This is a genomic window from Comamonas terrigena NBRC 13299, assembly GCF_006740045.1.
Taxonomy (GTDB): domain Bacteria; phylum Pseudomonadota; class Gammaproteobacteria; order Burkholderiales; family Burkholderiaceae_C; genus Comamonas; species Comamonas terrigena.
Genome location: NZ_AP019749.1, coordinates 2,421,126 through 2,446,602 on the forward strand (window position 1 = coordinate 2,421,126; position 25,477 = coordinate 2,446,602).

Annotated in this window: 21 protein-coding genes and 2 riboswitches; of the genes, 10 read left to right on the forward strand and 11 right to left on the reverse strand. The window is 66.7% G+C overall.

The genetic code is table 11. From position 1 onward, the window contains the following. Nucleotides 1-10 precede the first annotated feature (10 nt). The 4 genes from CT3_RS10955 to CT3_RS10970 all read right to left on the reverse strand — a co-directional run bounded on the left by CT3_RS10955 (nt 11) and on the right by CT3_RS10970 (nt 7,342). Complete coding sequence (locus tag CT3_RS10955; RefSeq protein ID WP_066532193.1) at nt 11-1,168, reverse strand: magnesium chelatase ATPase subunit I; 1,158 nt, start codon at nt 1,166-1,168, stop codon at nt 11-13. Beyond that, nucleotides 1,165-5,004: a cobaltochelatase subunit CobN gene (gene cobN / locus CT3_RS10960; protein WP_066532197.1), complete on the reverse strand. Its 3,840-nt coding sequence runs from the start codon at nt 5,002-5,004 to the stop codon at nt 1,165-1,167. Before cobN ends, CT3_RS10955 begins: the two co-directional genes overlap by 4 nt. After that, complete coding sequence (gene cobW, locus CT3_RS10965; RefSeq protein WP_066533303.1) at nt 5,004-6,086, reverse strand: cobalamin biosynthesis protein CobW; 1,083 nt, start codon at nt 6,084-6,086, stop codon at nt 5,004-5,006. Before cobW ends, cobN begins: the two co-directional genes overlap by 1 nt. 453 nt (nt 6,087-6,539) lie before the next feature. Continuing rightward, a riboswitch (cobalamin riboswitch) is annotated at nt 6,540-6,759 on the reverse strand. Between the two features lie 37 nt (nt 6,760-6,796). Next, entirely contained in the window at nt 6,797-7,342 is a 546-nt protein-coding gene (locus CT3_RS10970; protein WP_066532198.1) for a GNAT family N-acetyltransferase, read from the reverse strand. Nucleotides 7,343-7,401: 59 nt separating this feature from the next. After that, a riboswitch (cobalamin riboswitch) is annotated at nt 7,402-7,628 on the forward strand. 134 nt (nt 7,629-7,762) lie between these two features. On the opposite strand from CT3_RS10970, the gene CT3_RS10975 reads away from it, so the two are divergent. The 8 genes from CT3_RS10975 to CT3_RS11010 all read left to right on the forward strand — a co-directional run bounded on the left by CT3_RS10975 (nt 7,763) and on the right by CT3_RS11010 (nt 14,403). Next, the gene (locus tag CT3_RS10975) at nt 7,763-8,770 is read left to right on the forward strand and encodes an ABC transporter substrate-binding protein (RefSeq protein WP_066532199.1); all 1,008 of its coding nucleotides are present in this window, start codon (nt 7,763-7,765) and stop codon (nt 8,768-8,770) included. A gap of 85 nt (nt 8,771-8,855) precedes the next feature. Further along, nucleotides 8,856-9,941, forward strand: a complete 1,086-nt coding sequence (locus CT3_RS10980) for a FecCD family ABC transporter permease (protein ID WP_083520181.1) — start codon at nt 8,856-8,858, stop codon at nt 9,939-9,941. Next, nucleotides 9,938-10,765, forward strand: a complete 828-nt coding sequence (locus tag CT3_RS10985) for an ABC transporter ATP-binding protein (RefSeq protein ID WP_083520182.1) — start codon at nt 9,938-9,940, stop codon at nt 10,763-10,765. The genes CT3_RS10980 and CT3_RS10985 overlap by 4 nt, the downstream gene beginning before the upstream one ends. A gap of 11 nt (nt 10,766-10,776) precedes the next feature. Continuing rightward, complete coding sequence (locus tag CT3_RS10990) at nt 10,777-11,229, forward strand: pseudoazurin (RefSeq protein ID WP_066532205.1); 453 nt, start codon at nt 10,777-10,779, stop codon at nt 11,227-11,229. Nucleotides 11,230-11,309: 80 nt separating this feature from the next. Beyond that, complete coding sequence (locus CT3_RS10995; RefSeq protein WP_066532208.1) at nt 11,310-12,641, forward strand: OprD family outer membrane porin; 1,332 nt, start codon at nt 11,310-11,312, stop codon at nt 12,639-12,641. A 178-nt stretch (nt 12,642-12,819) separates the two neighbouring features. Next, on the forward strand, nt 12,820-13,329 hold the full coding sequence (locus CT3_RS11000; protein WP_172591802.1) for an antitoxin Xre-like helix-turn-helix domain-containing protein: 510 nt from the start codon (nt 12,820-12,822) through the stop codon (nt 13,327-13,329). Continuing rightward, complete coding sequence (locus CT3_RS11005; protein ID WP_066532219.1) at nt 13,322-13,813, forward strand: RES family NAD+ phosphorylase; 492 nt, start codon at nt 13,322-13,324, stop codon at nt 13,811-13,813. The genes CT3_RS11000 and CT3_RS11005 overlap by 8 nt, the downstream gene beginning before the upstream one ends. A 206-nt stretch (nt 13,814-14,019) precedes the next feature. Then, nucleotides 14,020-14,403: a hypothetical protein gene (locus CT3_RS11010; protein ID WP_127446214.1), complete on the forward strand. Its 384-nt coding sequence runs from the start codon at nt 14,020-14,022 to the stop codon at nt 14,401-14,403. 157 nt (nt 14,404-14,560) lie between these two features. Here the strand turns inward: CT3_RS11010 and CT3_RS11015 are convergent, their stop codons facing one another. The 3 genes from CT3_RS11015 to CT3_RS11025 all read right to left on the reverse strand — a co-directional run bounded on the left by CT3_RS11015 (nt 14,561) and on the right by CT3_RS11025 (nt 16,928). Beyond that, nucleotides 14,561-15,535 (reverse strand): Bug family tripartite tricarboxylate transporter substrate binding protein, encoded by a 975-nt coding sequence (locus CT3_RS11015; RefSeq protein WP_066533306.1) that lies wholly within the window; start codon nt 15,533-15,535, stop codon nt 14,561-14,563. 240 nt (nt 15,536-15,775) lie between these two features. Further along, a complete protein-coding gene (locus CT3_RS11020) occupies nt 15,776-16,042 on the reverse strand; it encodes a DUF2798 domain-containing protein (RefSeq protein WP_066532228.1) in 267 nt (88 codons plus the stop codon). Nucleotides 16,043-16,169: 127 nt separating this feature from the next. After that, the gene (locus tag CT3_RS11025; protein ID WP_083520183.1) at nt 16,170-16,928 is read right to left on the reverse strand and encodes an isochorismatase family protein; all 759 of its coding nucleotides are present in this window, start codon (nt 16,926-16,928) and stop codon (nt 16,170-16,172) included. Nucleotides 16,929-17,345: 417 nt separating this feature from the next. Between CT3_RS11025 and CT3_RS11030 the strand changes: the two genes are divergently transcribed. Further along, nucleotides 17,346-18,410, forward strand: coding sequence for an asparaginase (locus tag CT3_RS11030; protein WP_066532234.1), 1,065 nt, complete (start codon nt 17,346-17,348; stop codon nt 18,408-18,410). Between the two features lie 121 nt (nt 18,411-18,531). On the opposite strand, the gene CT3_RS11035 is transcribed toward CT3_RS11030, so the two are convergent. Both CT3_RS11035 and CT3_RS11040 read right to left on the reverse strand, forming a co-directional pair. After that, nucleotides 18,532-19,719 carry a M20 aminoacylase family protein gene (locus CT3_RS11035; RefSeq protein WP_066532235.1) on the reverse strand — a complete coding sequence of 396 codons (1,188 nt, stop codon included), beginning with the start codon at nt 19,717-19,719 and terminating at the stop codon, nt 18,532-18,534. An 18-nt stretch (nt 19,720-19,737) separates the two neighbouring features. After that, the gene (locus CT3_RS11040) at nt 19,738-21,081 is read right to left on the reverse strand and encodes a DUF3100 domain-containing protein (protein WP_066532242.1); all 1,344 of its coding nucleotides are present in this window, start codon (nt 21,079-21,081) and stop codon (nt 19,738-19,740) included. Between the two features lie 199 nt (nt 21,082-21,280). On the opposite strand from CT3_RS11040, the gene CT3_RS11045 reads away from it, so the two are divergent. Continuing rightward, nucleotides 21,281-22,195 carry a LysR family transcriptional regulator gene (locus CT3_RS11045; protein ID WP_066532250.1) on the forward strand — a complete coding sequence of 305 codons (915 nt, stop codon included), beginning with the start codon at nt 21,281-21,283 and terminating at the stop codon, nt 22,193-22,195. 219 nt (nt 22,196-22,414) lie between these two features. On the opposite strand, the gene CT3_RS11050 is transcribed toward CT3_RS11045, so the two are convergent. Continuing rightward, complete coding sequence (locus CT3_RS11050; RefSeq protein ID WP_066532253.1) at nt 22,415-23,488, reverse strand: alkene reductase; 1,074 nt, start codon at nt 23,486-23,488, stop codon at nt 22,415-22,417. A gap of 268 nt (nt 23,489-23,756) precedes the next feature. Beyond that, the gene (locus CT3_RS11055) at nt 23,757-25,172 is read right to left on the reverse strand and encodes a GntP family permease (protein WP_083520184.1); all 1,416 of its coding nucleotides are present in this window, start codon (nt 25,170-25,172) and stop codon (nt 23,757-23,759) included. Between the last annotated feature and the right edge of the window lie 305 nt (nt 25,173-25,477).

A 25,477-nucleotide genomic window follows, 5' to 3' on the forward strand; every position in this document is an offset into this window, starting at 1 on the left:
GCGGAGCGCGTCAGGCTTTTTTTGACGGCAAAGGCTTCAGCGCCTTGACCACCTTCATCGCCACCAGCTGGGGTGGCGGCATGGCGCCCCAGGCATCGGCCGGGGCGGCATGGTCCGGCAATGTATTCGCCGATGGTGCCGGCCCATGCCCGGACTGGCCGGACGGGGTACCTGCACCCTGCGCCCCACCGGTTGGCGGCGGGGCTGGAGGTGGCGTCTGTTCCTCGGAACTCGGCTGCTGTTCCGGCTGCTGCGCCGGCTCGCCCGACGCGGGCGGCTCAGCCGGTGCAGCCTGGGTGCGCCGGTGGGCCAGCGCCAGTTCCGCCACTGCCTGCACATCCGCCGGCGTGACGGCGCTGCGCCCGTGCAGCGCCGCATGCGCCCGCGCCGCGCGCAGCATCACCAGATCTGCCCGGACCCCTTCCACCCCGGCGTCTTGGCAGCGCTGGGCGACATCGTCGTGCACGGCATCGGTCCACGCCACGGCCGCCACGCGCTCGCGCGCCAGCTTCACCCGCTGCGCCAGATCGGATTGCGCCGCAGCGTGCTGCTCCACAAAGGCCTGCGGATCGGCATCGAAGGCCATGCGCGTCTTGACAATGGCCTTGCGCACCGCGGCACTGGGCACATTCTCCAGCCGCACGAACAGCCCGAAGCGGTCCAGCAGCTGCGGCCGCAGCTGGCCCTCTTCCGGGTTCATGGTACCCACCAGGGTGATGCGCGCATCGTGCTGGTGCGACACGCCGTCGCGCTCCACCCGGTTGATGCCGCTGGCGCTCACGTCCAGCAGCAGGTCCACCAGCGCATCGGCCAGCAGGTTCACCTCATCCACATACAGGATGCCGCCATGGGCACGCGCCAGCAATCCCGGGCGGAACACCACCGCACTGCGCTGCAGCGCGGCTTCCAGGTCCAGGGAGCCGGCCAGCTGTTCCTCCGTCGCCCCCAGCGGCAGGTTCACAAAGCGGCCGGCCGGCAGCAAGGCGGCCAGCGCCCGCGCACTGGTCGACTTGGCCGTGCCGCGCGGCCCCTCCACCAGCACGCCGCCCAGCAACGGATCCACGGCCGCCAGCAGCAAGGCCGTCTGCAGCTGCGGCTGTCCCTCGATGGCAGTGAACGGAAAGCCCGCCGCGTGCGCAGACGGTGCGGATTCGGTGGACGAGATCATCGCTTCTCCAACAATTGTTCAGCGGCCAGCAACTGCTGCTCCAGCAGCGCCTGGTAGTCCCCGCTGTCTTCCCACATCCCCCGGTGGATGGCCTCCAGCAGCCGCTCGCACATGCCGTGAAAGGCTGCAGGATTGTGCTGCTGCAAAAAGTCGCGCGTGGCGGCATCCGCCACAAAGGCATCGGTCACGCGCGCGTACTGGTCGTCGCGCACCACGCGGGCCGTGGCATCAAAGGCAAACAGATAGTCCACCGTGGCCGCCACCTCGAACGCGCCTTTGTAGCCATGGCGCTTGATGCCGTCGATCCACTTGGGATTGGTGACGCGGGCGCGCACCACCCGGCTGATTTCTTCCTGCAGCGTACGCATGCGCGGGGCATCCGGGTTGGCATGGTCGCCAAAGTACAGCGCCGGCTGCTGGCCGCGGAAATGCCGCACCGCCACGGCCATGCCGCCTTGAAACTGGTAGTAATCGTCCGAATCCAGCAGGTCGTGCTCGCGGTTGTCCTGGTTGTGCACCACCAGCTCGATCTCGCTCAGGCGCTGCACAAAGCGCTCGGGCAGCGCGGTCCCGTCGTCCTTTTGCCCATAGGCATAGGCTCCCCAGTTCCGGTAGGCCGTGGCCAGGTCTTCGTCGCTGTCCCAGTTGCGGCCGTCGATCAACCCCTGCAGACCCGCCCCATAGCTGCCGGGCTTGGCGCCGAACACGCGCAGCCCCGCCTGGTGGCGGGCCACCTCCTCGCTCAGGCCCTGAGCCTGCAGCTCGGCCGCCTCCTGCAGCACCCGTGCACGGATGGGGTTGGTCCATGCATCCTCGTCTTCCAGGCTGGCCACTTTCTGCACCGCCGCGTCAAACAGGCGGATCACATTGGTGAAGGCATCCCGGAAGAAGCCGGAAACCCGCAGCGTCACGTCCACGCGCGGGCGGCCCAGCACGCTCATGGGCAGCACCTCGAAATCGCTGACCCGCCAGCTGCCATCCGCCCACTTGGGCCGCACGCCCAGCAAGGCAAAGGCCTGGGCGATATCGTCGCCCCCGGTGCGCATGGTCGCCGTTCCCCACACCGACAGGCCCAGTGCGCGCGGGTAGTCGCCATGCTCCTGGGTATAGCGCTCCACCAGCAACTGGGCGGATTTGAGCCCCAGGGTCCAGCTGGTGGGCGTCGGCACGGCGCGCGTGTCGACGGAAAAGAAATTGCGCCCCGTGGGCAGCACGTCCGGGCGGCCGCGCGAAGGGGCTCCGCTGGGACCGGCCGGCACAAAACGGCCTTCCAGTCCCCGGCACAGCTGCAAAATCTCCTGCGGGCCACAGGCCTGCAAGCGGGCGCGCAGATCGTGCTGCACCCGTTGCAGCACCAGCCGGGTCTGTTCCCAGCCCGCATCCAGATCGGCGCTGGAAAGCCCGGGCTGCTCCAGCCATTGCAGCGCCAGCAGCTCCAGCCGTTCGCGGGTGTCGCCCGCATGGCGCCAGGCCTGGCCATCCACCGCTTCCAGCAGCTGCGGGCGCGGCCCGGTCCAGGGCTGCTCCCAGGCGGCATCCAGCGGATCGAAAGCGGTGCCCGGCAGCAGATCGTGTGCCAAGGCGCGGATCAGGCTGTTGTTCGCCCCCTGGCCGTTGCCCACCGGGTGGCGGGCCAGTGCCAGCAGAGTGTCCCGCTCCAGGCGCCCCTGCGGGGACTGGCCGAAGACATGCAGCCCGTCGCGGATCTGGCTTTCCTTGAGCTCGCACAGATAGGCATCGGTCTTGTTCAGCAGTTGCTGCTCGTCCGCCTCGGTACGGGGCGCCGCCACCCCCAGGTCCTGGTGCAGATCGTGCTGCACGATGTGCGCCAGAATCTGCTGGCGCAGCAGCTGGGCGCGCCGGCGGTCCAGCGTCACCGCCTCGTAGTACTCGTCCACCATGCGCTCCAGGTCGCGCGTGGGGCCATAGCTCTCGGCCCGCGTCAAAGGCGGCATCAGATGGTCCACGATCACTGCCTGCGCGCGGCGCTTGGCCTGCGCACCCTCCCCCGGATCGTTCACGATGAAGGGGTACAGGTGGGGCATGGGACCGAACGCCAGGTCCGGCCAGCAGGTCTGCGACAGCGCCACGCTCTTGCCCGGCAGCCATTCCAGGTTGCCGTGCTTGCCCACATGCACCATGGCATCTGCCTGCCAGGCGCTGCGCAGCCAGTGGTAGAAGGCCAGGTAGTAATGCGGCGGCACCAGATCGGGGTCGTGGTAGCTGGCCATGGGGTCCAGCTGGTAGCCACGCGCCGGCTGTATGCCCACAAACACCTGGCCGCAGCGCAGGCCCGCCACCATGAAGCGCCCCTGGCGCAGCATGGGGTCGGACGCGGGCGGGCCCCAGCGCTGCACCACGGCCTGCTGGTTCTCCGGCGGCAGGCTGGCAAAGAAAGCCTGGTAGCCGGCCAGATCCAGGCTCTGCTGTGCCGGCCGCACACCCCAGGAATCGGGATCGTTGGTGATGCCTTGCTGCAGCTGCTGCATCAGGGCATCGCCATCGGCGGGAATCTGGTCCAGCACATAGCCCTGCTGCTGCAGCGCCTGCAGGATGTGGATGACGGAAGCCGGCGTATCCAGCCCCACGCCATTGCCCAGCCGGCCTTCCTGCGTGGGGTAGTTGGCCAGAATCAATGCCAGCCGCTTGTCGGGATTGGCTTTGTGGCGCAAACGGCACCAGCGCTGCGCCAGCGCCACCACAAAATCCAGCCGCTCGGCATGGGCCTGGTACTGCACCACATCCGACTGTGTCAGTTCGCTGCGGTGCGACAGCCCTTTGAAGCTGATGGCCCGCGTGATAATGCGGCCGTCCACCTCGGGCATGGCCACATGCATGGCAATGTCCCGTGGCTGCAGCCCGTGTGCATCGTCGAGCCAGCTTTGCTGGTTGCTGCCGGACATGATGACCTGCAGCACCGGGATATCGCCCGCCAGCGCATGGTCGCCCGGCGTTTCCAGCGACGACTGCGCAAACGACGTGGTGTTCAGGATCAGCGACACCTGGTGCGCACCGCACAGCTGGTGCAGCAAGGCCAGGCTGGTCGCATCCTTGAGCGACAGCAGCGCCAGCGGCAAGGGGTTCATACCCTGCGCCAGCAGCTGCTGGCACAGCTGGTGGAACACCTGTGTATTGCCCGACTGCAGGTGGGCGCGGTAGAACACCACCATCACCACGGGCGCGCCGGCCTGCCACTGCCAAGGCCCGGGCTCCAGCCAGTGCGCGGCCGTCGCCGCATCGTGCGCGGGATGGTACACCGCTGCGGACGGCAGCGGGCGCGGCGCCAGCGCCGGCTGCGCCCCTTGCAGAAAGCTGTGCCACAGATAGCGGAACATCTCGCGGGCATTGGCCACCCCGCCTTCGCGCAGATAGCGCCAGATGCTGCGGCATTGCTCCACGGAGGCCGTGCTCTTTTGCAGCAGGTTCAGGTCTTCCGTCGTATCCCCGGAAAACATCACCAGCACAATGCCGTTCTGGCGGCACACCTCGCGGATGCGCTCCGTGCCATAGGGCCAGTAGCTCTCGCCGCCCAGGTGGTCGACCACAATCACCCGGGCATGCTGCAGCACCTCGTCGACGTACAGGTCCACCGAGGCCGGCTGGCGCAGATGCATCAGATTGGCCAGCCGCACCGTCGGCAGACGCTCGCCGTCCCTCCCCGGCCCCAGGCCCTGCTGCGCGGCGCTGGCCTGCAGCTGGGCATAGGCCTCGGCCAGCAAGGCCAGCGTGGTGTCGGCTGCACTGAGCACCACCACATCGGCCGGCGACTGGCCCAGGCTGGAGACAAAGGCTTCGTCATCGACAAAGCCCCCGGGCTGGACGGCAAGCAAATGCATCAGAGCGCTCCGGCGGTCAGACCGTTCAACGCGGCACGGATGGGGTCCTCTTCCAGATCGTGGCCGATGAAGACCAGATGGGTCTTGCGCGCCTCGTCGTCGCGCCAGCGGCGGTCGAAATAGCTGTCAAAACGCTTGCCCACGCCATGCACCACCAGGCGCATGGGCTTGCCTTCCAGGGACACAAAGCCCTTGACGCGGTAGACCGTGTTCTCGGCCACGATGTCGGCCAGGCACGCCAGCAGGGCATCCCGATCCACCTCGGGCAGCTCGATCACCACGGAATCGAAGGCATCGTGGTCGTGCGCGTCGTGGTGGTGTTCCTCGCCTTCGCCATGCTCGTGGTGGCCCACCCGCTCATGGATGCTCTCTTCCGAGGCGCTGGACAGGCCCAGCACCACCCCCAGGTCGATCTGGCCATGCTCGGCCGCCACGATCTTCACCTGGGCCGGCACCTCTTCCCGCACGATGGCCTCCACCTTGGCGCGGTCCTGCGCGCTGGCAAGGTCCAGCTTGCTCAGCACCACCAGGTCGGCGGAGATCAGCTGGTCTTCAAACAGCTCGTGCAGCGGGGATTCATGGTCCAGATTCGGATCCTGCTTGCGCTGGGCATCCACGGCCGCCGGGTTGGCCGCAAACTGGCCGGCGGCCGTCGCCGGCACATCCACCACCGTGATCACGGCGTCCACCGTGCAGGCGTTCTTGATTTCGGGCCAGTTGAATGCCTGCACCAAGGGCTTGGGCAGGGCCAGGCCACTGGTTTCGATCAGGATGTGGTCGATATCGTCGCGCCGCGCAATCAGCTGGCGCATGACCGGGTAGAACTCTTCCTGCACGGTGCAGCACATGCAGCCGTTGGCCAGCTCGTAGAGCTGACCGCTTTGCGGATTGGTTTCGTCTTCACAGCCGATGCCGCAGCCACGCAGGATCTCGCCGTCGATCCCCAGTTCGCCGAACTCGTTGACGATCACCGCAATGCGCCGGCCATTGGCGTTCTGCAGAATGTGGCGCAGCAGCGTGGTCTTTCCGCTGCCCAGAAAGCCGGTAACGATGGTGGCGGGGATCTTGTGGTGCGTACTCATGGTCAGAAACTCCTGTGCTCCGAAGAAAAAGAAAGCTGCGGCCTCAGCGCCCGCTGCCAGTGAAGAGGGTGCCGGCGCGGTGTGCGCGGCGTGGGCGATGTGAGGGCTGTGCAGCGGCAGGGCCCGCGACCGCTTGGCCGCCATGGCGCTCACGGCCTCGGCCGAACAACCGCTGCGCGCCACAGGTCAGGGAGTGCATGCGCCGGTCCTGCCCGGCAGGCCGTGCCATGGAGACATCCGCAGTGCAGCGCGCAGCCATGCGCACGCCCTGCACGGACGTTGGGACAGGCATGCGCCGGGCATGCCGATGTGTGAACGGTTGAACCATGCTCTCCCCGAGCCGCCACGCGACAAAAAGCATGCGGTGGGGAAGCGATGCGTGCGACAGACCCGGGTCGCACCGCCAAAGCGGTGGAAAGGGCCGATCAGCAAACAGCCCACACCCCGTGGCATACCACTGCAATCGAACAGGTCGGTATTCTGGCTCGCCGTCATACCGCACACACGGCCTTCCCAGGTAACGTACCCAGTGGCATCAACGTGTGGCGGTCAGGCTTACAGCAGCGGGGGCTGCGCCGGAATGCTTCCCACCCGAAGGCGAAGGTCACCGGACTTCCCGTTTCACCCGGCATGGGCATGCGCCATGCCGGGCTCCTGTTCAAAGCGCAAATTATAGGAGCGGCAGCACACCCTTCGCGCAACGGGGACAGCTAAGTGGGCGCGGCAGTGGGCAGCGCAGGCGGCAGCAGGCATTGCATGTGGATGGTCTGCCAGACCGGCTCGGCCTCGCGCTGCAGCACCGCAAACCCGTTGCGTTTCCAGAACTCCAGCGCCCCCGGCAAAAACGGGTGGGTGTGCAGGTACAGCACCTCCACCCCGTGGGCCCGGGCATGGGCCTGCAGCGTGGCAAACAATGCCTGCGCCAGCCCCTGTCGCCGCCACACCGGCGCCACAAACAGGCGCACCACTTCCACCACGGCCAGCGGCCCGAAATCCAGCTGCGCAAACCGGCCGTCGTACGGACGGTAGGCAATGCTGCCCACCACACCCCGCTGCGCATCGTGGGCCGTCCACATCCGCCCGCCGCCGCCCCGGTACACCTGCTCGAAATGCAGCAGGTCCGCAGGCGTGTCCTGGGCAGACACGCGCGCACCGAACATCTGCACGCGTGCGTCGCGCAGAAAACCATCCACCTCCTGCAGGCGCTCGACCGGCTGGATGGAAATCAGATGGGACAGGGACAAAGACAGGGTCATGCCAGCCTCGAAACCGCCATGCGCACAGGCTGCCGTGGGGGCCGCCGCTACAAAATCAGCTACATTACCCGAACTTTGGTTCCGCAAGGACATGCGCCGGCATACGCTGGCCGCATGAGGGAATCCAGTGCAGACCGCGCCCCTGGCGCTGCCTGCCAAATGGAACTGCCCCCGCAACTGTAGGCAATGAGCCCGCGACCGACACACCACTGAACGCCAGTTTGGGAAGGTGGTCGCGAGGCGCTGATCTGCCAGTCAGGAGACCTGCCAAAGCACCAACCATTCATTGCCGGCGGGGTGTCCGGGAAGTGAGCCATTTCTCGTGACTCTGTCGTTCCGGCGCCCCTGCGGCCCGCACGCACAGCGTGGGTTGTGCCTTGTCTTCCAGTGGTCCCTGCCCAACCTGGAAAGACGAGCCTGATGCTGATCCGAAGCCTTGCCTGCACCGCCCTGCTGGCCACCACCTTCACCGCCCACGCCACGGACTATCCCTTGCAGGTGCAGAACTGCGGCCACACCGTCACTTTCGACAAGGCCCCTGCTTCGGCCGTCACCATCGGCCAGGGCGGCACCGAGATGCTGTATGCGCTGGGCCTGGGCGACAAGGTGGCCGGCACGGCGCTGTGGTTCAACCCGGTGCTGCCGCAGTTCAAGGCCGTCAACGACAAGGCGCCGCGCCTGTCCGACAACATTCCCAGCTTCGAGTCGGTGATCGGCAAGCGCCCGGCGCTGGTCGTGTCCCAGTTCGAATGGATGGTCGGCAAGGACGGCGTGGTCGGCACCCGCGAGCAATTCCACGACCTGCGCATCGCCACCTACGCCATGCCCACCGACTGCGAGGGCAAGAACAACCTGGTGGGGTCGGACGGCACACGCACGGCCGGCTACGACGTGAAGTCCCTCTACAAGAGCATTCACCAGCTGGCCCAGATCTTTGATGTGCAGGCGCGCGGCGACAGCCTGGTCAAGGACCTCGGCACACGCCAGGCCCAGGCCATCGCCAAGGTCAAGGCCTCCAAGCTGCAAGACCTGTCGGCGGCGCTGTGGTTCTCCAGCTCCGATCTGGCGGCCGACCCCTATATGGCCGGCAAGAACGGTGTGGCCGGTTACATGATGCAGTCCATGGGCCTGCGCAACGTCGTCGGCTCCACCGAAGAATGGCCCACCGTGGGCTGGGAAACCATTGCCAAGGCCAACCCCTCGATTCTGATCATTGCCCGCATGGACCGCCGCCGCTTCCCTGCCGATGACTACCAGAAGAAGCTGGAATTCCTGAAGAAGGACCCGGTCACCCAGCACATGGATGCCGTCAAGCACCAGCGCATCGTCATCGTCGATGCGGATGCCTTGCAAGGCTCGATCCGCCAGGTCGACGGCATGGAGCAGATTGCCGAGGCCGTGCTCCGCCTGCAAGGCGCAGCCAAGTAAGAACTGCAAGCGCAACAAGCACCACAAGAACAGCAAGAAGAAAGCCCCCTGCCGTGCCGCCCTGCACGGCAGCCCTCTTATTTCCATGCAAGCAGAGACTGCACTCCCTCGCGCAGACACCGCCGGCACCGCTGGCGGCCGGCTGCTGCGCACGGCCTGGGTGGCGGCGGCCGCCGCCGCCCTCCTGCTGATCGCGGTCGTGCTGGGCATCGCCATCGGCGAGACCGACATCTCCGCACACACCGTCTTTCAGGTGCTGGCCCACCAGCTGCTGGGCCAGCCGCTGTCCGCTGTCGACCCCATCACCCAGGGCATCGTCTGGAACTACCGGCTGCCGCGGGCACTGGTGGCCGCCAGCTGCGGCGCGGGCCTGGCCATCTCCGGCGTGATCCTCCAGTCGCTGCTGCGCAATGCGCTGGCAGAGCCGTATCTGCTGGGCATCTCGGCAGGCGCCTCCACCGGGGCGGTGCTGGTCACCGTGGCCGGCCTGGGCGCCGGCGCCATCTCGATGACCACCGGCGCCTTCTTCGGCGCGGTGTGCGCCTTTGCCCTGGTCGCCCTGCTGGCCCACGCCGCCGGCAATGGCGGCTTGCGCAACAGCGGACAGATCGTGCTGGCCGGCATTGCCGGATCGCAGCTCTTCAACGCCCTGACCTCGCTGGTCATCACCAAGTCCGGCAGCGCCGAACAGGCGCGCGGCATCATGTTCTGGCTGCTGGGCAGCCTCAGCGGCGTGCGCTGGCCGGATACGCTGCTGACCGCCACGGTCGCCGGCATCGGCACCCTGCTGTGCCTGCTGCATGCCCGCTCGCTGGACGCCTTCACCTTCGGCAGCGAATCCGCCGCCGCACTGGGCATTCCGGTGCGCCGGGTGCAGCTGACCTTGCTGCTGGCGGCCGCGCTGATGACAGCGGTGATGGTCTCCATCGTCGGCGCCATCGGCTTTGTCGGGCTGGTGATCCCACATGCCGCGCGGCTGCTGGTCGGCGTCCGCCACCGCCGCCTGATTCCCGCCAGCGCACTGATTGGCGCGGTGTTCCTGATTGCGGCCGATGTCGTCTCGCGCACGCTGATCGCCGGCCAGGTCCTGCCCATCGGCGTCATCACCGCCCTGGTGGGCGCACCCGTGTTTGCGCTCATCCTGCTCAAGGCCCAGGGGCGCCGGGCATGAACACATCCTCCATGCCCACGGCAACCACGCCCTCCACACCGCCTGCGGTGGCACTGCAGGCACGCCAGCTCGGCTGGCAGGTACAGGGCACGCCCATCGTGCAGAACGTCTCGCTGCAGGTGCGCAGCGGAGAAATGCTGGGCCTGATCGGCCCCAACGGCTCGGGCAAGTCCAGCCTGCTGCGCCTGCTGTCCGGCATGCTGCGCCCGCAAACCGGCGACGTGCTGCTGGGGGACCAGGCACTGCACCGCCTGCCACGCCGCAGCATTGCCCGCCAGCTGGCCCTGGTGGCGCAGAGTGCGCACACGCAGGATGCCATCACCGTCTGGGACGCCGTGGAGCTGGGGCGCACGCCCTGGCTGTCGGCCCTGCAGCCGCTTGCGCCGCGGGACCGGGACATCGTGCACCAGGCACTGCAAGCCGTCGGCCTGCAGGACAAGGCGCACCGCACCTGGCACACCCTGTCCGGCGGCGAACGCCAGCGTGCGCACATTGCCCGCGCCCTCGCGCAGCAACCCGAAGTGCTGCTGCTGGACGAGCCCACCAACCACCTCGACGTGCACCAGCAGCTGTCGCTGATGCAGCTGGTGCAGCACCTGCCCATCACCAAGGTGATCGCACTGCATGACCTGAACCAGGCCCTGGCCTGCGACCGGCTGGCGGTGATGCACCAGGGCCGGCTCGTGCACCTGGGCACGCCCGACGAAGTGCTCACGCCGGAACTGCTGCAGACCGTCTTCCAGGTGCAGGCCCACAGCCTGACCGACCCCCTCGACGGCAGCCGCGTGCTGCGCCTGCGGCCCTTGACCACCACCTTGCCCTGAAAGCCTTGCCCATGACCGTCTCCCTTGCTTCTCGCCTGGCCGCCCTGTGGCTGTGCTGCTGTGCCGCCAGCGGAGCCAGCGCCGAAACCTTTGAAGTCAAGATGCTCAACCGCGGCCCGCACGGCGCCATGGTCTATGAGCCCGAATTCATCCAGGCCGCCCCCGGCGACACCATCAAATTCCTGGCAACCAGCAACGGCCATGACGCCGTCTCCATCGCCGGCATGGCACCCGCGGGTGCCACCGCCTTTCGCGGCAAGGTCAATGAAGAGATTGCCATCACCCTGACCCAGCCGGGCCTGTACGGCATCAAGTGCCAGCCCCACTACGCCATGGGCATGGTCATGCTGGTGCGGGTGGGCGACACCCCGCTCGCCCAACTGGTGGTCCCGGAAGATGTACCGGAACAAGCCCGCCAGCGCTTTGAAAACATTGTCTCGCGCGCTGCCGCCGCCACCCGGTAAACGCCCTGGCCGCTACCGCACCCTCCGCTACACCCTGCGCACGCTGCGCCGGCCACCCTTCCCATCCACCCCGCCCCTCCATGCGCCGACCTACCGCCCCCCACCTTCTCAGCCTGGCCCTGCTCTGCACCACCGGCGCCGCCTGTGCCGGCGCCCAGGATGACGCCACCGGTTTCACCGAAGGCAGCAGCCTGACCCTGCTCAACCGCATGCTGTTCGAGCAGCTGGACTACCAGAAGGGCAGCAGCTTCCGCGCAGCCAGCGGTGTGCGCGGCCAGACCCAGGCCCAGGAAGCGGCCTACGGACTGATGCTGAACTACCAGTCTGGCTATACGCGCGGACTGGTGGGCGTCGGGCTGGACGCCCATGCCTATGGCGCCGTCAACCTGGGCACCGAGGCGGACAGTGCACGCGCCACGCCGCGCTACGTGGCCAAGGACGGGCAGGACATCCCGGACCGCTTCGGCCGTGCCGGCGGCGCACTGAAGCTGCGCGTCTCCTCCACCGAACTGAAGCTGGGCGAGATGCGCACCAAGAACCCCATCTTCAGCTCCTCCGACACCCGCCTGCTGCCCGAAACCAACCGCGGCTGGCAGATCACCAGCAGCGACATTGCCAACGTCACGCTGCAAGCCGGGCGTTTCACTCGCTGGGCCGACCGCAATGCCCGCAGCAATGGCGGCCAGCTGCTGGCCAACTACTCCGGGGTGAATGGCGATGCCTTCAGCTTTCTGGGCGGCGCCTGGAACACCCCCATCCCCAACCTGTCGGTCAGCAGCTACTACGGCCGCTATGAGGACCACTGGAACACCTGGTACCTGGGCAGCTTCTACAAGCTGCCGCTGGCCGACCAGCGCAGCCTCTCCTTCAACCTGAATGTCTACCGCAGCGCCGACACCGGCAAGGCCCGGGCGGGCGACATCGCCACCACCACCTGGAGCCTGCTGGGCAGCTACGCCTTCGGCCCGCACAAGCTGGGACTGGGCTACCAGAAGGTCAACGGCGACAACCCCTTCGACTATGTGAACCGGGGCTCCATCTGGCTGGACAACGCCATGCAGCTGTCCGATTTCAATGGTGCACATGAGGCTTCATGGCAGCTCCAGTACCACCTGGACCTGGGCAGCCTGCTCACCCCGGGCCTGAGCGCGGGCGTGGCCTACACCCGGGGCTCCGGCGTGGACAACCGCCGCCTCAACAGCGTCTATGCCAACTACCTGGGCTACACCGGCTCTGGGGGCAAGCACTGGGAGCGCGATCTGATCGTGCGCTACACCGTGCAGCAAGGCAGCGCCAAGGGCCTGTCGCTGCAGCTGCGCTATGGCGTGCACCGCACCAACAAGGCCCAGGGCGAAGCCAACATCGACCAGATCCGGCTGCAGGCGGAGATGCCGGTGGCCATCTTCAAATAAGGCAGCGCGCTGGCCCGGACGGTCGGCCCGGGTTGACAGCCAGCGCTCCCCGCAAGGCTTGCCCTTTTCTGTTCATTTGAGATAATCAAATCACCCAAATGAGCACCACCCCGCCATGACCCGCGCCACCCCAAGGACCAGTCGGTCTACCAGCCCGTCCGCCAGCCGGGCATCCCCCATGCCGCCCCGCCCCGGCGCTGCGGCCCGTGTTCCGGGGCGTGCTTCCACCCGCCGCACAGGCCCTCGGGCAGGCGCTGCCACCGGCGTATATGCCGACGCGCTGGCCATGCCGGTGCAGGACCGCATTGCCGTCATCCGCCAGGGCCTGGGCGCCCAGGGCGTGTCCGACATGGCCTCGGCGCTGCAGCTCAGCGTGGACCGCACCATCCACATCCTGGGCTTTCCCAAGTCCACGGTGCTGCGCAAGATCAAGGGCGCCGACGTGCTGGACAGCGACCAGAGCGAACGCCTGTTCCAGCTGCAGCGTCTGATCGGCATGGTCCAGCAGATGGTGCAGGACTATGGCGACCCCCAGGGTTTCGATGCCGGCCAGTGGCTGGGCCAGTGGCTGGAGCAGGCCAACCCCGCGCTGGGCGGCGAGAAACCGGCCGCCTACCTGGACACCGCTTCGGGCGTGGCGCTGGTGGAATCGCTGCTGCACCGCATGATCTCCGGTGCCTATGCCTGAGGCCGCGCCCCCACCGGTTTCGGTCTGGCGCATTGCCACCCAGGGCCCGGCCTGGAAAGCCACCGACCTGGACGGCAAAGGCATGGCCATCCACGGCGGGCGCTGGAACCGGCCTTCCGTGCCCATGGTGTACTGCGCCAGCTCCGTCGCGCTGGCCTGCCTGGAGACCGTGGTGCACCTGAACGCCAGCGGCCTGCCGCTGCGCCGCTACCTGATCGAGGTGCAGATTCCCGCCGCCGTGTGGGCGGCTGCCGAAACCGCCACGCCGCCGGCCCGCTGGAACGCACGCCCCGACAGCCCCAGTGCCGCCGACTACGGCTCCCGCTGGGCGCGCAGCCTGCGCAGCGCCGTGCTGCGCGTGCCCTCCGTCATCATTCCGCAGGAATTCAACTACCTGCTCAACCCCGCCCACCCCGATGCGGCGCAGATCACCGCCGTGGACCACGGGCGTTTTGTCTACGACGCACGGCTGCTGGGCCGCTAGCCCAGCCAACCACGCTGGCCGCGGTCTGACCCGGCCCGTGGCGATACCCTTTCCACGGCCCCGAACTGCACAACACTTGCTTGCGCCTGTTGCATGTACAGCGCAGCACCCGCCACCACGACGGAGCTAGATTTCCGAATGGGCCCTTGCTCTATGCGAAGCTTTACCCCCGGAGCCCCGGTCCCATCCGTCAAAGGAGTCACTCCGTGCCGCGCTTGCTCACCACCGGTCTGGCCTGCCTGGGCCTGCTGGCCGTCTACGGATTTCTCGATGGTGCGGCCCCGCCGGATCTGGCGCACACCGGCAGCCAGGTGAACCAGGCCATACACCGGCTGCGTGTGCAAGTGAAGGCGCTGGACGACTCGCCGCTGTCCAGGGAAGTGGCCGCATGGGCCCGGCACGTGCCCGGCCCTCCGCCTGAGGACCTGCTGCACATCCCGGAACGGGTGGATCGGCTGCTGGCCGACCCGCAGGCCCCCAGCCGCACCTGGGCCGCATGGCAGCAGGACTACGCCGCCCTGTGCCAAGATCGGATCAACCCGCACCTGCCGCAGGCGCTGCAGTGCGGGCCTGCCCACGGGGTGCAGTAGACGCAGCGCCTGACGGTGCCGGAGCCCCGCCAGGGTTCACGCACTCTCAAACTCTCAAGCTTGTAAACCTGCAAGCCTGAAAGCATGCAATGGCCGCTTCAGCCCGCCAGCGCGCTGGCGGCGCCGAAGCAGCACATTGCTATAGAGCCAGCCCGGCTCAGGCCTGCGGGCCCAGCTTGGCCAGCGCAGCCTTTTCCTTGACGGTGGATTCCTGGGCAAACTGCTTGTAGCGCGCGCTGTCCATGTAGATGGGCAGCATCTCGAAGCGCTGCAGCATGGCCTGGTAGCTTTCCATCTCCATGGCCTGCTTGAACGCGTCGTGCAAGCGGGCCTGCACATCCTTGGGCAGACCCTTGGGCGCCACCAGGCCAAACGGCGAATACTGGGTCGTGGGCAGGCCCAGCTCAATCAGCGTGGGCGTCTTGGGCAGCGTGGGCAGGCGCTTTTCGGTCCACACATTCAGCGCCACCATGCGGCCCTGGTCCACATAGGGGATGACGGCGCTGGTATCGGCCGCCACCATCACCTCACCGGACATGGTGGCGCGCATCAGCTCGGCCGAGCCCTTGTAGGGCACATGCACCACTTCCAGGCCCAGTTGCTGGGCAATGATGGCCGAGGTCACGTGCGGCGAGGTGTAGGTGCCGGTGTTGCCAATGGTCAGCTTGCCGGGATGGGCCTTGGCCCAGGCCACCACGTCCTGCCAGCTCTTCAGGCCCGACTGGGTGCTGGCCACCATGCAGAACGCATAGCCGGTCACATTCAGGATATAGCTCAGGTCTTCCACCGGATTCCACTTCAGGCCGGTGGTGAACGGCAGGCGCATCACGCTCATCGGCAACTGGGCCAGGGTGTAGCCATCGGCCTGGGTGGACTGCAGCTGGGCCGCAGGCAGCGAGCCCGAGGCACCCGGGCGGTTTTCCACGATGACGGGCTGGCCCAGGACCTTGCTCGCGTTCTCTGCCAGCTGCCGCATGGTCAGGTCGGTCGGCCCCCCGGCCGGGAACGCCACCACCAGCTTGATGGCACGGGTGGGAAAAGCCTTGCTGGCCTGGGCCAGCGACGGTGCGGTGCCCAGCCAGGAGCCGGCCACGGCCGACACGCCCGCCTGCAGAGCGGTTCTGCGCGAGATACTCATTGTCTTTGTCTTCCTAATAGTTATTTGGTGACAAAGAGTGTAGAAATCGATAGCGATTCCGCAGTGACGCCTAGGCGACAAGACCTTCGTGAGCACCGGCTATCAGCACCCCAACAGTGCGCAAGGCCTCCGGCATGCAGGCTTCCCACACCAGGAGGCAGCGCGGAATGCGGCGGTTTTCGCCGTTTCGCAGCTGCCAGCAAGACGCCAGGGTGCAGAGTGCCCTGGCGATTTTCAGTGTCCGGTATGCACCGTCAGCGCCACCAGGCGCATTACAAAAGGCCGCACCACCATCACACAGCAGAACGCCACCGGCAAGGCCAGCATATAGGCGCTCAGCACGCGGGACCAGTAGCCTGCGTCGAAACCGGTTTGCACCCCGACGATGGTGGCGCACATCAGCAACGCCATGATCATGGCCATGTAGAAGGCAAACACCACGGGGACAAAGCGGCGGTGCAGCTTCCAGCGGGACGGAGTGGGAGAGGAAGACGGTGTCATGCAGATATTGGTTGATTTAATCAATCAATTATCGCATTGAAATGTTGACTAAATCAACATTCTGCACAGTTTTTACACCGTAGCAGCCATCCCTCAGCCCTGCCTCATCCCGGCATACCCTCTGCCCTCAGGCCATCACCGGCTCGGTCTGCAAGGCGTCGCAAAACGCCGGCACCTGGCTGACCCAGCCAAAGAACGTCTCCACGTTGTACGCCGTGGCCTGCTGCATGCTGTCGCCCCCCAGCGCATGGGTGGCATCCTCCAGCAGCACGCTGAAGTACTCCAGGTGGAAGGCGTCGCGCAAGGTGGACTCCACGCACACATTGGTGGCAATGCCGGTCATGAACAAGGTGTTGATGCCCCGCGCACGCAGCACGCTGTCCAGCTGGCTGTGAAAGAAGCCGCTGTAGCGCACCTTGGGCACCACAATGTCTCCGGGCTGGGGCTGCATGCAGTCCATCAGCGCATAGTCCCAGCCTCCCTTGGCCAGGAAGCGGCCCGCCAGCTCGGGCTTTTTGCGCATGGTCTTGAGCGCATTGCTCTTGTACCAGTTGGGCGATCCAGGGCCGCCCGCCTCCACATAGTCGGCGTCCCAGCCGTTTTGCAGAAACACCACCAGCATGCCCGCCGCGCGCGCGGCGCTGATGGCCTGCAGGATCTTGTCGGCCGCGGCCTGCGCGCCGGCCACGCTGAAGCCGGCCTGGTCGACATAGCCGCCCACCGAGGCATAGGCGTTCTGCATGTCCACCACGATCAGCGCGGACTGCGCCGCCGCAAACGCCACCGGCTCCGGCCGCGCCGGCACCACACACGGCGCCGGGCTGCCGGCGGCGCGCGGAGCGCCCACCGGGGTAGTGGAAGTCAAAGTCACATGCTGAAGGGTCATGGCAGGCATTCACAAAGTGGAGGGAGAGATCAGCCTGCGCCGCTGCGGCCCAGGCCCCACCCTGTGCATTGCACAAAACATACCTGCGGAGGCACACGCCCACGGTGCCCCGCCACCGGCTGCGTCACCTGCAGGACAGCGATGGCACTTCCATCCAACCCGCCTCACATCCTTCATTGGCAGGCACAAATTGCTATCCAATCAGGAGCATCCGACTAGATACAAGGAAAAACGTCAGCGGATACCAGACCTGCACCGCACAAGGCCCCGCCGGCTTGCCACACGCCGCGCCCCGGCGGCTGCGGGATTTCCACGAGGCCCAACTCCCCAAAACGGTGCATTGGCGTGCCAACAATGGCGGGTCCTGCTGCATGGCAGGCGCATTACAAGCCTTTCCCCTCTCGGAGACACACCCCTATGCAACGCTTTCGCCCCACTGCCATGGCCCTCGCCGTGGCGCTGTCCACCACCTTGCTGGCCGGCAACGTCCTGGCCCAGGCCAAACCCACGGTGCAGTTCATTGCCACCGGCGGCACCATCGCCATGAAGATCGACCCGGTCAAGAATGCACCGGTGCCGGCCATTTCCGGCGACGACCTGCTGGCCACCGTGCCCGATGTGGGCAAGTACGCCCAGATCCAGGTGAACAACCTCTCCAATGTCCCGTCGGACTATATGGACCCGGCGCGCTGGGTGCAGCTCAGCGCCGCCGTCCAGGCCGCGCTGGCCCGGCCCGAGGTGGCGGGCGTGATCGTCTCCCACGGCACCGACACGCTGGAGGAAACCGCCTTCTGGCTGGACCTGACCGTGCAGTCGCCCAAGCCCGTCGTGCTGATCGGTGCCCAGCGCAACGCCTCGGTGTCGGACTTTGACGGCCCGCGCAACCTGCTCAACGCCGTGCGCATTGCCGTCGACCCGCAGTCCCAGAACAAGGGCGCGATGCTGGCCATGAACAACCAGATCAACGCCGCACGCTATGTGACCAAGACGCACACCGCCAATGTGGACACCTTCCGCTCCGGCGAATACGGCTTTCTGGGCGAGGTCTACCCCGACCGCGTGATCTACGGCAGCGCCCCCGTGCGCCGCCAGCACATCGCCATCCAGGCCCAGACCATGCCCGACGTGGAAATCTTCCCCATGTACGGCGGCGCCAACGGTGAGGCGCTGCGCCAGGCCGTGGACCGGGGCGTCAAAGGCATCGTCATCGACGCGCTGGGCATGGGCAATATGAACGTGCCCATGCTGAACGCCGCCAAATACGCCATCGGCAAAGGCGTGCCCGTGGTGGTCACCACCCGCGTGCACAACGGCCGCGTGATGCCCAGCTATGGTTTTGAAGGCGGCGGCAAAACCTCCTTCGACGCCGGCGCCGTCATGGCCGGCGACCTCAAGGCCCCCAAGGCGCGCATTCTGCTGATGCTGGCCCTGCAATCCGGCCAGGCACAGCGCGAACAGCTGCAGGCGCTGTTCGACAAGTAAGCCCCACACACGGCCATGAAAAAAGCCAGCGCAGTGCGCTGGCTTTTTTTGAAGGTGCAGGGTTGTGCGGAAGGCCGCTATCACAGCCGTTCTGCAGCTCTGCTGCCCTGCCGCCTTGCGGTCAGACCGCGGCGGACGCCTGGGGCAGCTTGCCGTCGCGCAGCAGCGCACCCACCAGCTCCACCCAGTAGCGCACGCCCAGCGGCAGATTCGCGTCGTTGAAGTCGTACTTGGGGTTGTGCAGCGAGGCACTGTCTTCCCCATTGCCCAGCCAGATGTAGACACCGGGGCATTCCTGGGCCATGAAGGAGAAATCTTCCGAAGCCATGCTGGGCACCATGTCGCGGCGCACCTTGCCATCGCCCAGCACACTGTTCAGCACCTCGGCACAGACCTCGGCGTGCTGCGGGTTGTTGATGGTGGCCGGGTAGCTCACGCGGTAATCCAGCTTTGCTTCCAGCCCGTGCAGCACGCAGGTCGCGTTGATGGCGTCGCGAAAACGCTGCTCGATGCGCGCACGCTGGGCCATGTCAAAGCAGCGCACGGTGCCGCGCAGCTTGATGGCTTCGGGCATCACGTTGTAGGTGTCGCCCGCGTTGAAGCTGGTCACGCTCAGCACGGCGGGCTTGTGCACCTCCTGCTCGCGGGCAATCAGCGCCGGCAGCTGGGTCACCAGCTGGCAGGCGGCCAGCAGCGCATCCTTGCCCAGGTGGGGCATGGCGGCGTGGCAGCCTTTGCCAATCAGCGTCAGGTCAAAAATGTCGAACGCCGCCATCACGGCCGTGCTGTGGACCGCCGCCGTGCCCACCGGCAGCCCCGGCCAGTTGTGCATGCTGTAGACGGCTTCCATGGGAAAGCGCTGGAACAGGCCGTCCGCAATCATGGCGCGGGCGCCGCCTTCGTTTTCTTCCGCAGGCTGGAAGATGAAGTGCACGGTACCAGCAAAGTCCGGGTGGGCCGCCAGCGTCTTGGCCGCGCCCAGCAGCATGCTGGTGTGGCCGTCGTGGCCACAGGCGTGCATGCGGCCGGTGTGCTGCGAGGCATGCTCGCAGGTGTTCAGCTCGGTCACATGCAGCGCGTCCATATCGGCCCGCAGGCCGATGGACGGGCCCGCACCCAGCGCGCCCTGCAGCACGGCCACCACGCCGGTGCCGGCCAGGCCGGTGTGCACTTCCAGCCCGAAGCTGGTCAGCAGCTCGGCCACGCGGGCACTGGTGCGGTGCTCCTGGAAGGCGGTTTCCGGGTGGCGGTGAAAATCATGGCGCCAGGCTTGCAGCTCTTGCTGACCCGGCCATTGAATGGTTTGCATGCTCTGCTCCGGTGGTGCTTACAGCGTGTGCACAAAGGTCTGCGCGATCATCGTCGCGGCCAGGAACACGCCGGCATTGGCCAGCAGCGACACCACCACAATGCGCCAGCCCAGGCGGCGGAAAGCCGGAATGTCCTTGGCCAGCGACAGGCCGGCGAAGGTCAGCATCGGGGTGATCATGGCCAGGAAGTTGATCTTGCCGGTCAGTGCGGCCACTTCGGCCGCATACGGCGTGTGGGGGAAGGTCAGCGCCATGGCGATGAACGAGATCCAGCACACGGCAGGCAGCTTGCGCTTGGTGCCTACATAGATCAGGTCGCCCACCAGCACCGCCACGATGATGATGACCACGCCCGGCAGCGCATCCAGCACGGGAATACCGTAGCCGATGCGGTTGCCGATCAGCACCATCGCGCCCACCAGCACCCACGAAGCCAGGCGCATGCCCAGGCCCAGCACGGGACCGTGCACCACTTCTTCCTCGGCATCGTCTGCGGCGGCCTTGGCTTCTTCCACGGCCACAGCCTTGCGGTTGCGGCCCAGCAGCGGCTCCAGCACGCGGTAGGCGTACACGGCCACGGGCAGCGAGATGAACAGCGTCAGGTAGGTGCCCACCGTGGTGGCAATCAGGTTGGCGGCAGCGGCAAAGGTGGCGATCTGGTCGCTCATCTCGGGGTGCTGTGCGGCAATGGCACCCACGGCAGCGGCCGTCATCGAACCCGAACCCACGCCCGCGCCCATGCCCAGGGCCAGCGGATGGAAGATGTTCAGGCTGGAGACAAAGCCCGCCAGCAGCGAAATGAAGATCGCACCAATCAGCGTGCCGGTGATGTACTCGGCCAGCACACCGCGGCCTTCGGGCGAATCCATGCCGAAACGCTCGCCGATGATGGCCAGACCCGGCTCACGGCCGATGGAGAACGTGGCGCCCACCGCCTCGCGCTTGATGCCCAGCAGCAGCGCCACCGGCATGCCCAAGGCAATGCAGCCCACCAGATTGCCCAGCTCCTGCAGCACCAGACCCCAGCCCACCTGGGCCAGCTGCGGCAGCGAACCGCCCACCAGCAGACCCAGCTTGGCGATGAACAGGAACAGCGCCGACGACAGAATCGCCGCCGACAGATGCTGGCTGTGCAGGCTGACCTGCAGCGGAGCCGGCATGCGCTTGCGCAGCAGGCCCAGCACCAGGCCGATCAGCAGCGCCCAGATCATCGGCAGCAGCACCACCTTGCCCACGCCCAGGGCAATGGGCAGAGGCCCCAGCCATTCGGACAAGGCCGCAATCACCAGCGCCAGCAAAAAAATCTGCACCACGCTGCCCATGTTCATTGCTGCCTTGGCTGGCCGCATCGCTGTACTCATCAATGTCTTTCTCTGCGCTGCAGCCCACGTTGTGCCGCGCAATGGATGGCTCGAAATGGCAGACCCAGCCGGCACCCCAGCCCCTGCCCATACGGGCGCCGAATATAGCAATGCGTTTATTGCATGTGGTTTTGTTTTCTGTTCTAAAAAAAAGAACATTAGTATTACCACGCATCAATCTACGCCCCTGGTGACCTCCATGCAAGCCTTCCAAGACTCCCGCGCACGCTATCTTTTTGAAGCGGTTTCCTGTGGCTCCGTGCGCGCTGCAGCCGAAAAACTGGGCATCGTGCCCTCGGCCGTCAGCCGCCAGGTCAGCCTGCTGGAAGAAGAACTGGGCCTGGCACTGCTGGAGCGCCACCGCACCGGCGTGGTCCCCACCGAGGCCGGCCAGCTCATCCTGGACTACCACCGCCAGCAGACCGCCCACCAGCACGACATGCTGGCCAAGGTGGATGCGCTGCGCGGCCTGCACAGCGGCAGTGTCAGCGTGGTCAGCGGAGAAGGCTTTGCCCAGGAGCTGATCGACGGGCCGATCCGCCAGTTCCGCCTGCAGCACCCGGGGGTCAGCGTGTCGCTGGAAATCTACGGCACCACCGAAATCATGCGCCGCGTGCGCGAAGACGAGGCCGAAATCGGCCTCGTCTACTACCCGCCGGCCGACAGCCACATCACCGCCCGCGGCGCCGCGCGCCAGCCCATGCACGCCATCGTCCACCCCCAGCACCCGCTGGCCGATGCGCCGCACACCACGCTGCAGGCGCTGACGCAGTGGCCCATCGCCCTGCTCCAGGGCGTATACGGCATCCGCCAGCTGGTGGAATACGCCGAGCAGGCGGACAAGATCCGCCTCTCCCCCGCCCTGACCAGCAACCTGATCAGCGTGCTGATCAGCTTTGTCGCCACCAACCAGGGCGTGACCCTGCTGCCGCCTTGCGCCATCACCACCGAACTGGCCCAGGGCCGCGTGCGCGCCGTGGCGGTGAACAGCACCCCGTTCCAGCAGGCCGAGATGCAGCTCATCACCCGCACCGGCCGCTATCTGTCACCGTCCGCCAACCGCTTTCTGCAGTACTGCATGCAGGGCATGCAGGCGTTCCACACGGGCGAATAAAGTACGTACGCCCGTATCGAAAAAGCCAGCGATGGCAGCGCGTGGCCAGGGCCACCAACCATTGGCCACCGCGGTCCGCCAACCGCCATTCACCGCTCGCCGTCTCCATGGCACAAAAAAAGGCCAGGCTGACAAGCCTGGCCTTAGATGGTCACCGCACCGCTGCACTGTGGGCCGCCGGGTGAAGCGGCGCCGGGCGTGCAGCAGTTGTGATCTGCCTCAGTCTGCGGTGCAGGCTTCCAGCGCCGGGTAGTCGTTGTACCCCGTGGCGTCGGGGCTGTAGATGGTCGAGGCGTTCAGCGCATTCAGCGGCGCGCTCTGGGCAAAGCGGGCCGGCAGATCCGGGTTGGCAATGAAGGTGCGGCCAAAGGCCACGGCATCGGCCGCGCCGCTGGCCAGCACGGCTTCGGCCTGCTGCTGGGTGAAGCCGTCATTGGCAATGAACGTGCCCTTGAAGACCTTGCGCATGTGCTGGCCGATGGGCAGCACGCCGTCCTTGAGCTCTTCGCGCGAGAAGATGAAGCCCAGCTTGCGCGCCGCAATCTGTTCGGCCACATAGGTGAACAGCGCCACGGGGTCGCTGTCGCGCATGCTGTGCGTGTTGCTCATGGGGTTCAGGTGCACGCCAATGCGTTCGGCCGGCCATTCCTGGGCCAGCGCATCCAGCGTCTCCAGCAGAAAGCGTGCGCGGTTTTCAATGCTGCCGCCGTACTGGTCGGTACGCTGGTTGCTGCCGTCGTGCAGGAACTGGTCGAACAGATAGCCGTTGGCGGCATGCACTTCGATGAAGTCAAAACCGGCCGCCTTGGCGTTGCGCGCGGCCTGCACAAAGTTCTGCACAATGCCGGCGATCTCGGCCGTCTCCAGCGCGCGCGGCACCGCATAGGGGCGCTTGGGGCGCAGCACATTCACCTCGCCTTCGGCGGCAATGGCGCTGGGGGCCACGGGCAGCTGGCCATCCAGCAGCTCGGGGTCCGAAATACGGCCCACATGCCACAGCTGCAGTGCAATCTTGCCGCCTTCGGCGTGCACGGCCTCGGTCACCTGCTTCCAGCCCGCCACCTGCGCGTCCGACCAGATGCCCGGCGTATTGGGATAGCCCACGCCCATCGGCGTGACCGATGTGGCTTCCGTCAGGATCAGCCCCGCGCCTGCACGCTGGCGGTAGTGCGTCGCCTGCAGTGCACCCGGCGCACGGCCGTCAAAGGCACGCATGCGCGTCAGCGGGGCCATCACCACGCGGTTGGACAGGGTGACGGAGCCAATGTGGAAAGGAGTCTGGAGTGAGGTCATAAGAGCCAATCGAAAGAGGATGTCCGCCCGGCCGCAGCCAGGGAATGCATGCCAGCGGCATGCCCGGTCCGCACAGCCGGACCGGGGGGACATGCGGGCCGGTTTGCTGCATTGCAATAGGCGCGAACGGTTTTTCTGCAGCTTTCGTTCTTTCGCCCTGTACGCCCCGCCCGACGCTCCCCTCTGTCCACCCTCCTGCCCTCTACGGCACCGAAAGCACTCCGGGCAGCAACCGCCTTGGCAGGCAGCGTCCCGGCATGGCACGAGCTCAGAAGCTGCCCACCCAGGTGCCCAGGGCGATCACCAGCACCAACGCCGGCAGCGGGAACAGCATGGTCACCGCCGCAATGTCGCCATAGGACTGGCGGTGGTTGAGCTTGCAGATCGCCAGCAAGGTGATGATGGCGCCGCAGTGCGGCAAGGTGTCCATGCCACCGGCGGCCATCACCGCCACCCGGTGCAGCAGCGCGGGGCTGATGCCGGCAGCCTGGGCCATGGCCAGGTAGTCGGCGCCCAGGGTCTGCAGCGCAATGCTCAGCCCGCCGGACGACGACCCGGTGATCCCCGCCAGCACATTCATGGCCACGGCCTCGGACACCAGGGGATTGCTGGACACCTGCAGCACCGCATCGCGGATCAGCGCAAAACCGGCCAGCGATGCAATCACCGCGCCATAGCCCACTTCGGACGCGGTGTTGAACAGCGGCAGCATGAAGCCAAACACCCCCTGGTTGATGGTGTCCTTGAGGTTGTGCCACCGCCCCAGGCGCAGCAGCACCAGTGCCGTGCAGGCAGCAATCAGCGCAATCACCAGCGCCCACAGGCCCACCAGCCGGCTCGGGTCCAGCGCCGGAAAACGCTCGGTCACAAAACCCAGGTCCATGCGTGGAAACACGCCATAGGTGAACAGCGCGTTCACGCCTATCACCAGCAGCAGCGGCAGCAGCGCCATCCACAACGGGATCTGGGCGTGGCGTGCGGCATCGGCCGCCAGTTGCTCGGGCGTCGGCGCCGCATCGGCGCCGCCTTCGTCGTGCTCGCCATAGCCTTCGCCTGCGGCCTTGGCAGCGGCGGCCCGTCGGCTCAGCCACCACAGGCCGCCCGCCAGAATCATCGCCGCAGCCAGAATCCCCAGCCCCGGGGCCGCAAACACATTGGTGCCGAAGTACGGAATCGGCATGGCGTTCTGGATGGAGGGCGATCCCGGCAAGGCCGTCATGGTGAAGGTGAACGCGCCCAGCGCAATCGTGGCCGGAATCAGGCGCTTGGGGATCTGCGCCTCCTCAAACAGATTGCGCGCAATCGGGTAGATGGCAAAAGCCACCACAAACAGCGACACCCCGCCATAGGTCAGCAGCGCGCAGGCCAGCACCACGGTCTGGATGGCGTACTTCTTCCCCAGGGTGCGCACAATCCAGTGCGCCAAGGTGCTGGCCGCGCCCGAATCGGCCATCAGCCGCCCGAACAGTGCGCCCAGCAGGAACAAGGGCAGAAACTGCAGCACATAGCCGCTGAGCGCAGCCATGAAAGTGTCGGTATACAGCGGCAGCAACCAGCGCCCGTCACCCGACAGCACCACCGCCACCGCCGCCATCAGCGGCGCCAGCAGCAGCACCGTCACGCCCCGGTAGGCCAGGAACATCAGCAGCGCCAGCGAAACGGCCACGGCCAGCACACTCAGCATGGGCGCACTTTCCGCCAGGGCCCGGCAGCAGCGCCGGTGGGGATACGGTCAGCGGTACACGGCATGGCCTCTCCTGTCCTGCGGAAGCCGGCCATGCCAACAGCGGCACGGAACCGGCCCCAACAGGAAACAGTATGCCCGACGCATGCTGCAGTGCACAACACCACGACCGGAGCGATCGAGGCAAGGCCACCCTCCAAGCCCGCCGCCCGGGCCTCTTGCAGCCATCGCAACAATCTCGGCGCGCTCCAGCACGCACCAGCACACCACAGCGCCTGCCACAGCGCGCAATCCGCACTCCAGCA

Coding starts and splice junctions, on each gene's coding strand:
- CT3_RS11040 (WP_066532242.1), bottom strand. CDS start 21,081: ATGAGTACAGCGATGCGGCCAGCCAAGGCAGCAATGAACATGGGCAGC.
- CT3_RS10975 (WP_066532199.1), top strand. CDS start 7,763: ATGCTGATCCGAAGCCTTGCCTGCACCGCCCTGCTGGCCACCACCTTC.
- cobN (WP_066532197.1), bottom strand. CDS start 5,004: ATGCATTTGCTTGCCGTCCAGCCCGGGGGCTTTGTCGATGACGAAGCC.
- CT3_RS11055 (WP_083520184.1), bottom strand. CDS start 25,172: ATGCTGAGTGTGCTGGCCGTGGCCGTTTCGCTGGCGCTGCTGATGTTC.
- CT3_RS11005 (WP_066532219.1), top strand. CDS start 13,322: ATGCCTGAGGCCGCGCCCCCACCGGTTTCGGTCTGGCGCATTGCCACC.
- CT3_RS11050 (WP_066532253.1), bottom strand. CDS start 23,488: ATGACCTCACTCCAGACTCCTTTCCACATTGGCTCCGTCACCCTGTCC.
- CT3_RS10985 (WP_083520182.1), top strand. CDS start 9,938: ATGAACACATCCTCCATGCCCACGGCAACCACGCCCTCCACACCGCCT.
- cobW (WP_066533303.1), bottom strand. CDS start 6,086: ATGAGTACGCACCACAAGATCCCCGCCACCATCGTTACCGGCTTTCTG.
- CT3_RS10980 (WP_083520181.1), top strand. CDS start 8,856: ATGCAAGCAGAGACTGCACTCCCTCGCGCAGACACCGCCGGCACCGCT.
- CT3_RS10955 (WP_066532193.1), bottom strand. CDS start 1,168: ATGATCTCGTCCACCGAATCCGCACCGTCTGCGCACGCGGCGGGCTTT.
- CT3_RS11000 (WP_172591802.1), top strand. CDS start 12,820: ATGCCGCCCCGCCCCGGCGCTGCGGCCCGTGTTCCGGGGCGTGCTTCC.
- CT3_RS11020 (WP_066532228.1), bottom strand. CDS start 16,042: ATGACACCGTCTTCCTCTCCCACTCCGTCCCGCTGGAAGCTGCACCGC.
- CT3_RS11025 (WP_083520183.1), bottom strand. CDS start 16,928: ATGACCCTTCAGCATGTGACTTTGACTTCCACTACCCCGGTGGGCGCT.
- CT3_RS10970 (WP_066532198.1), bottom strand. CDS start 7,342: ATGACCCTGTCTTTGTCCCTGTCCCATCTGATTTCCATCCAGCCGGTC.
- CT3_RS11035 (WP_066532235.1), bottom strand. CDS start 19,719: ATGCAAACCATTCAATGGCCGGGTCAGCAAGAGCTGCAAGCCTGGCGC.
- CT3_RS11030 (WP_066532234.1), top strand. CDS start 17,346: ATGCAACGCTTTCGCCCCACTGCCATGGCCCTCGCCGTGGCGCTGTCC.
- CT3_RS10990 (WP_066532205.1), top strand. CDS start 10,777: ATGACCGTCTCCCTTGCTTCTCGCCTGGCCGCCCTGTGGCTGTGCTGC.
- CT3_RS11045 (WP_066532250.1), top strand. CDS start 21,281: ATGCAAGCCTTCCAAGACTCCCGCGCACGCTATCTTTTTGAAGCGGTT.
- CT3_RS10995 (WP_066532208.1), top strand. CDS start 11,310: ATGCGCCGACCTACCGCCCCCCACCTTCTCAGCCTGGCCCTGCTCTGC.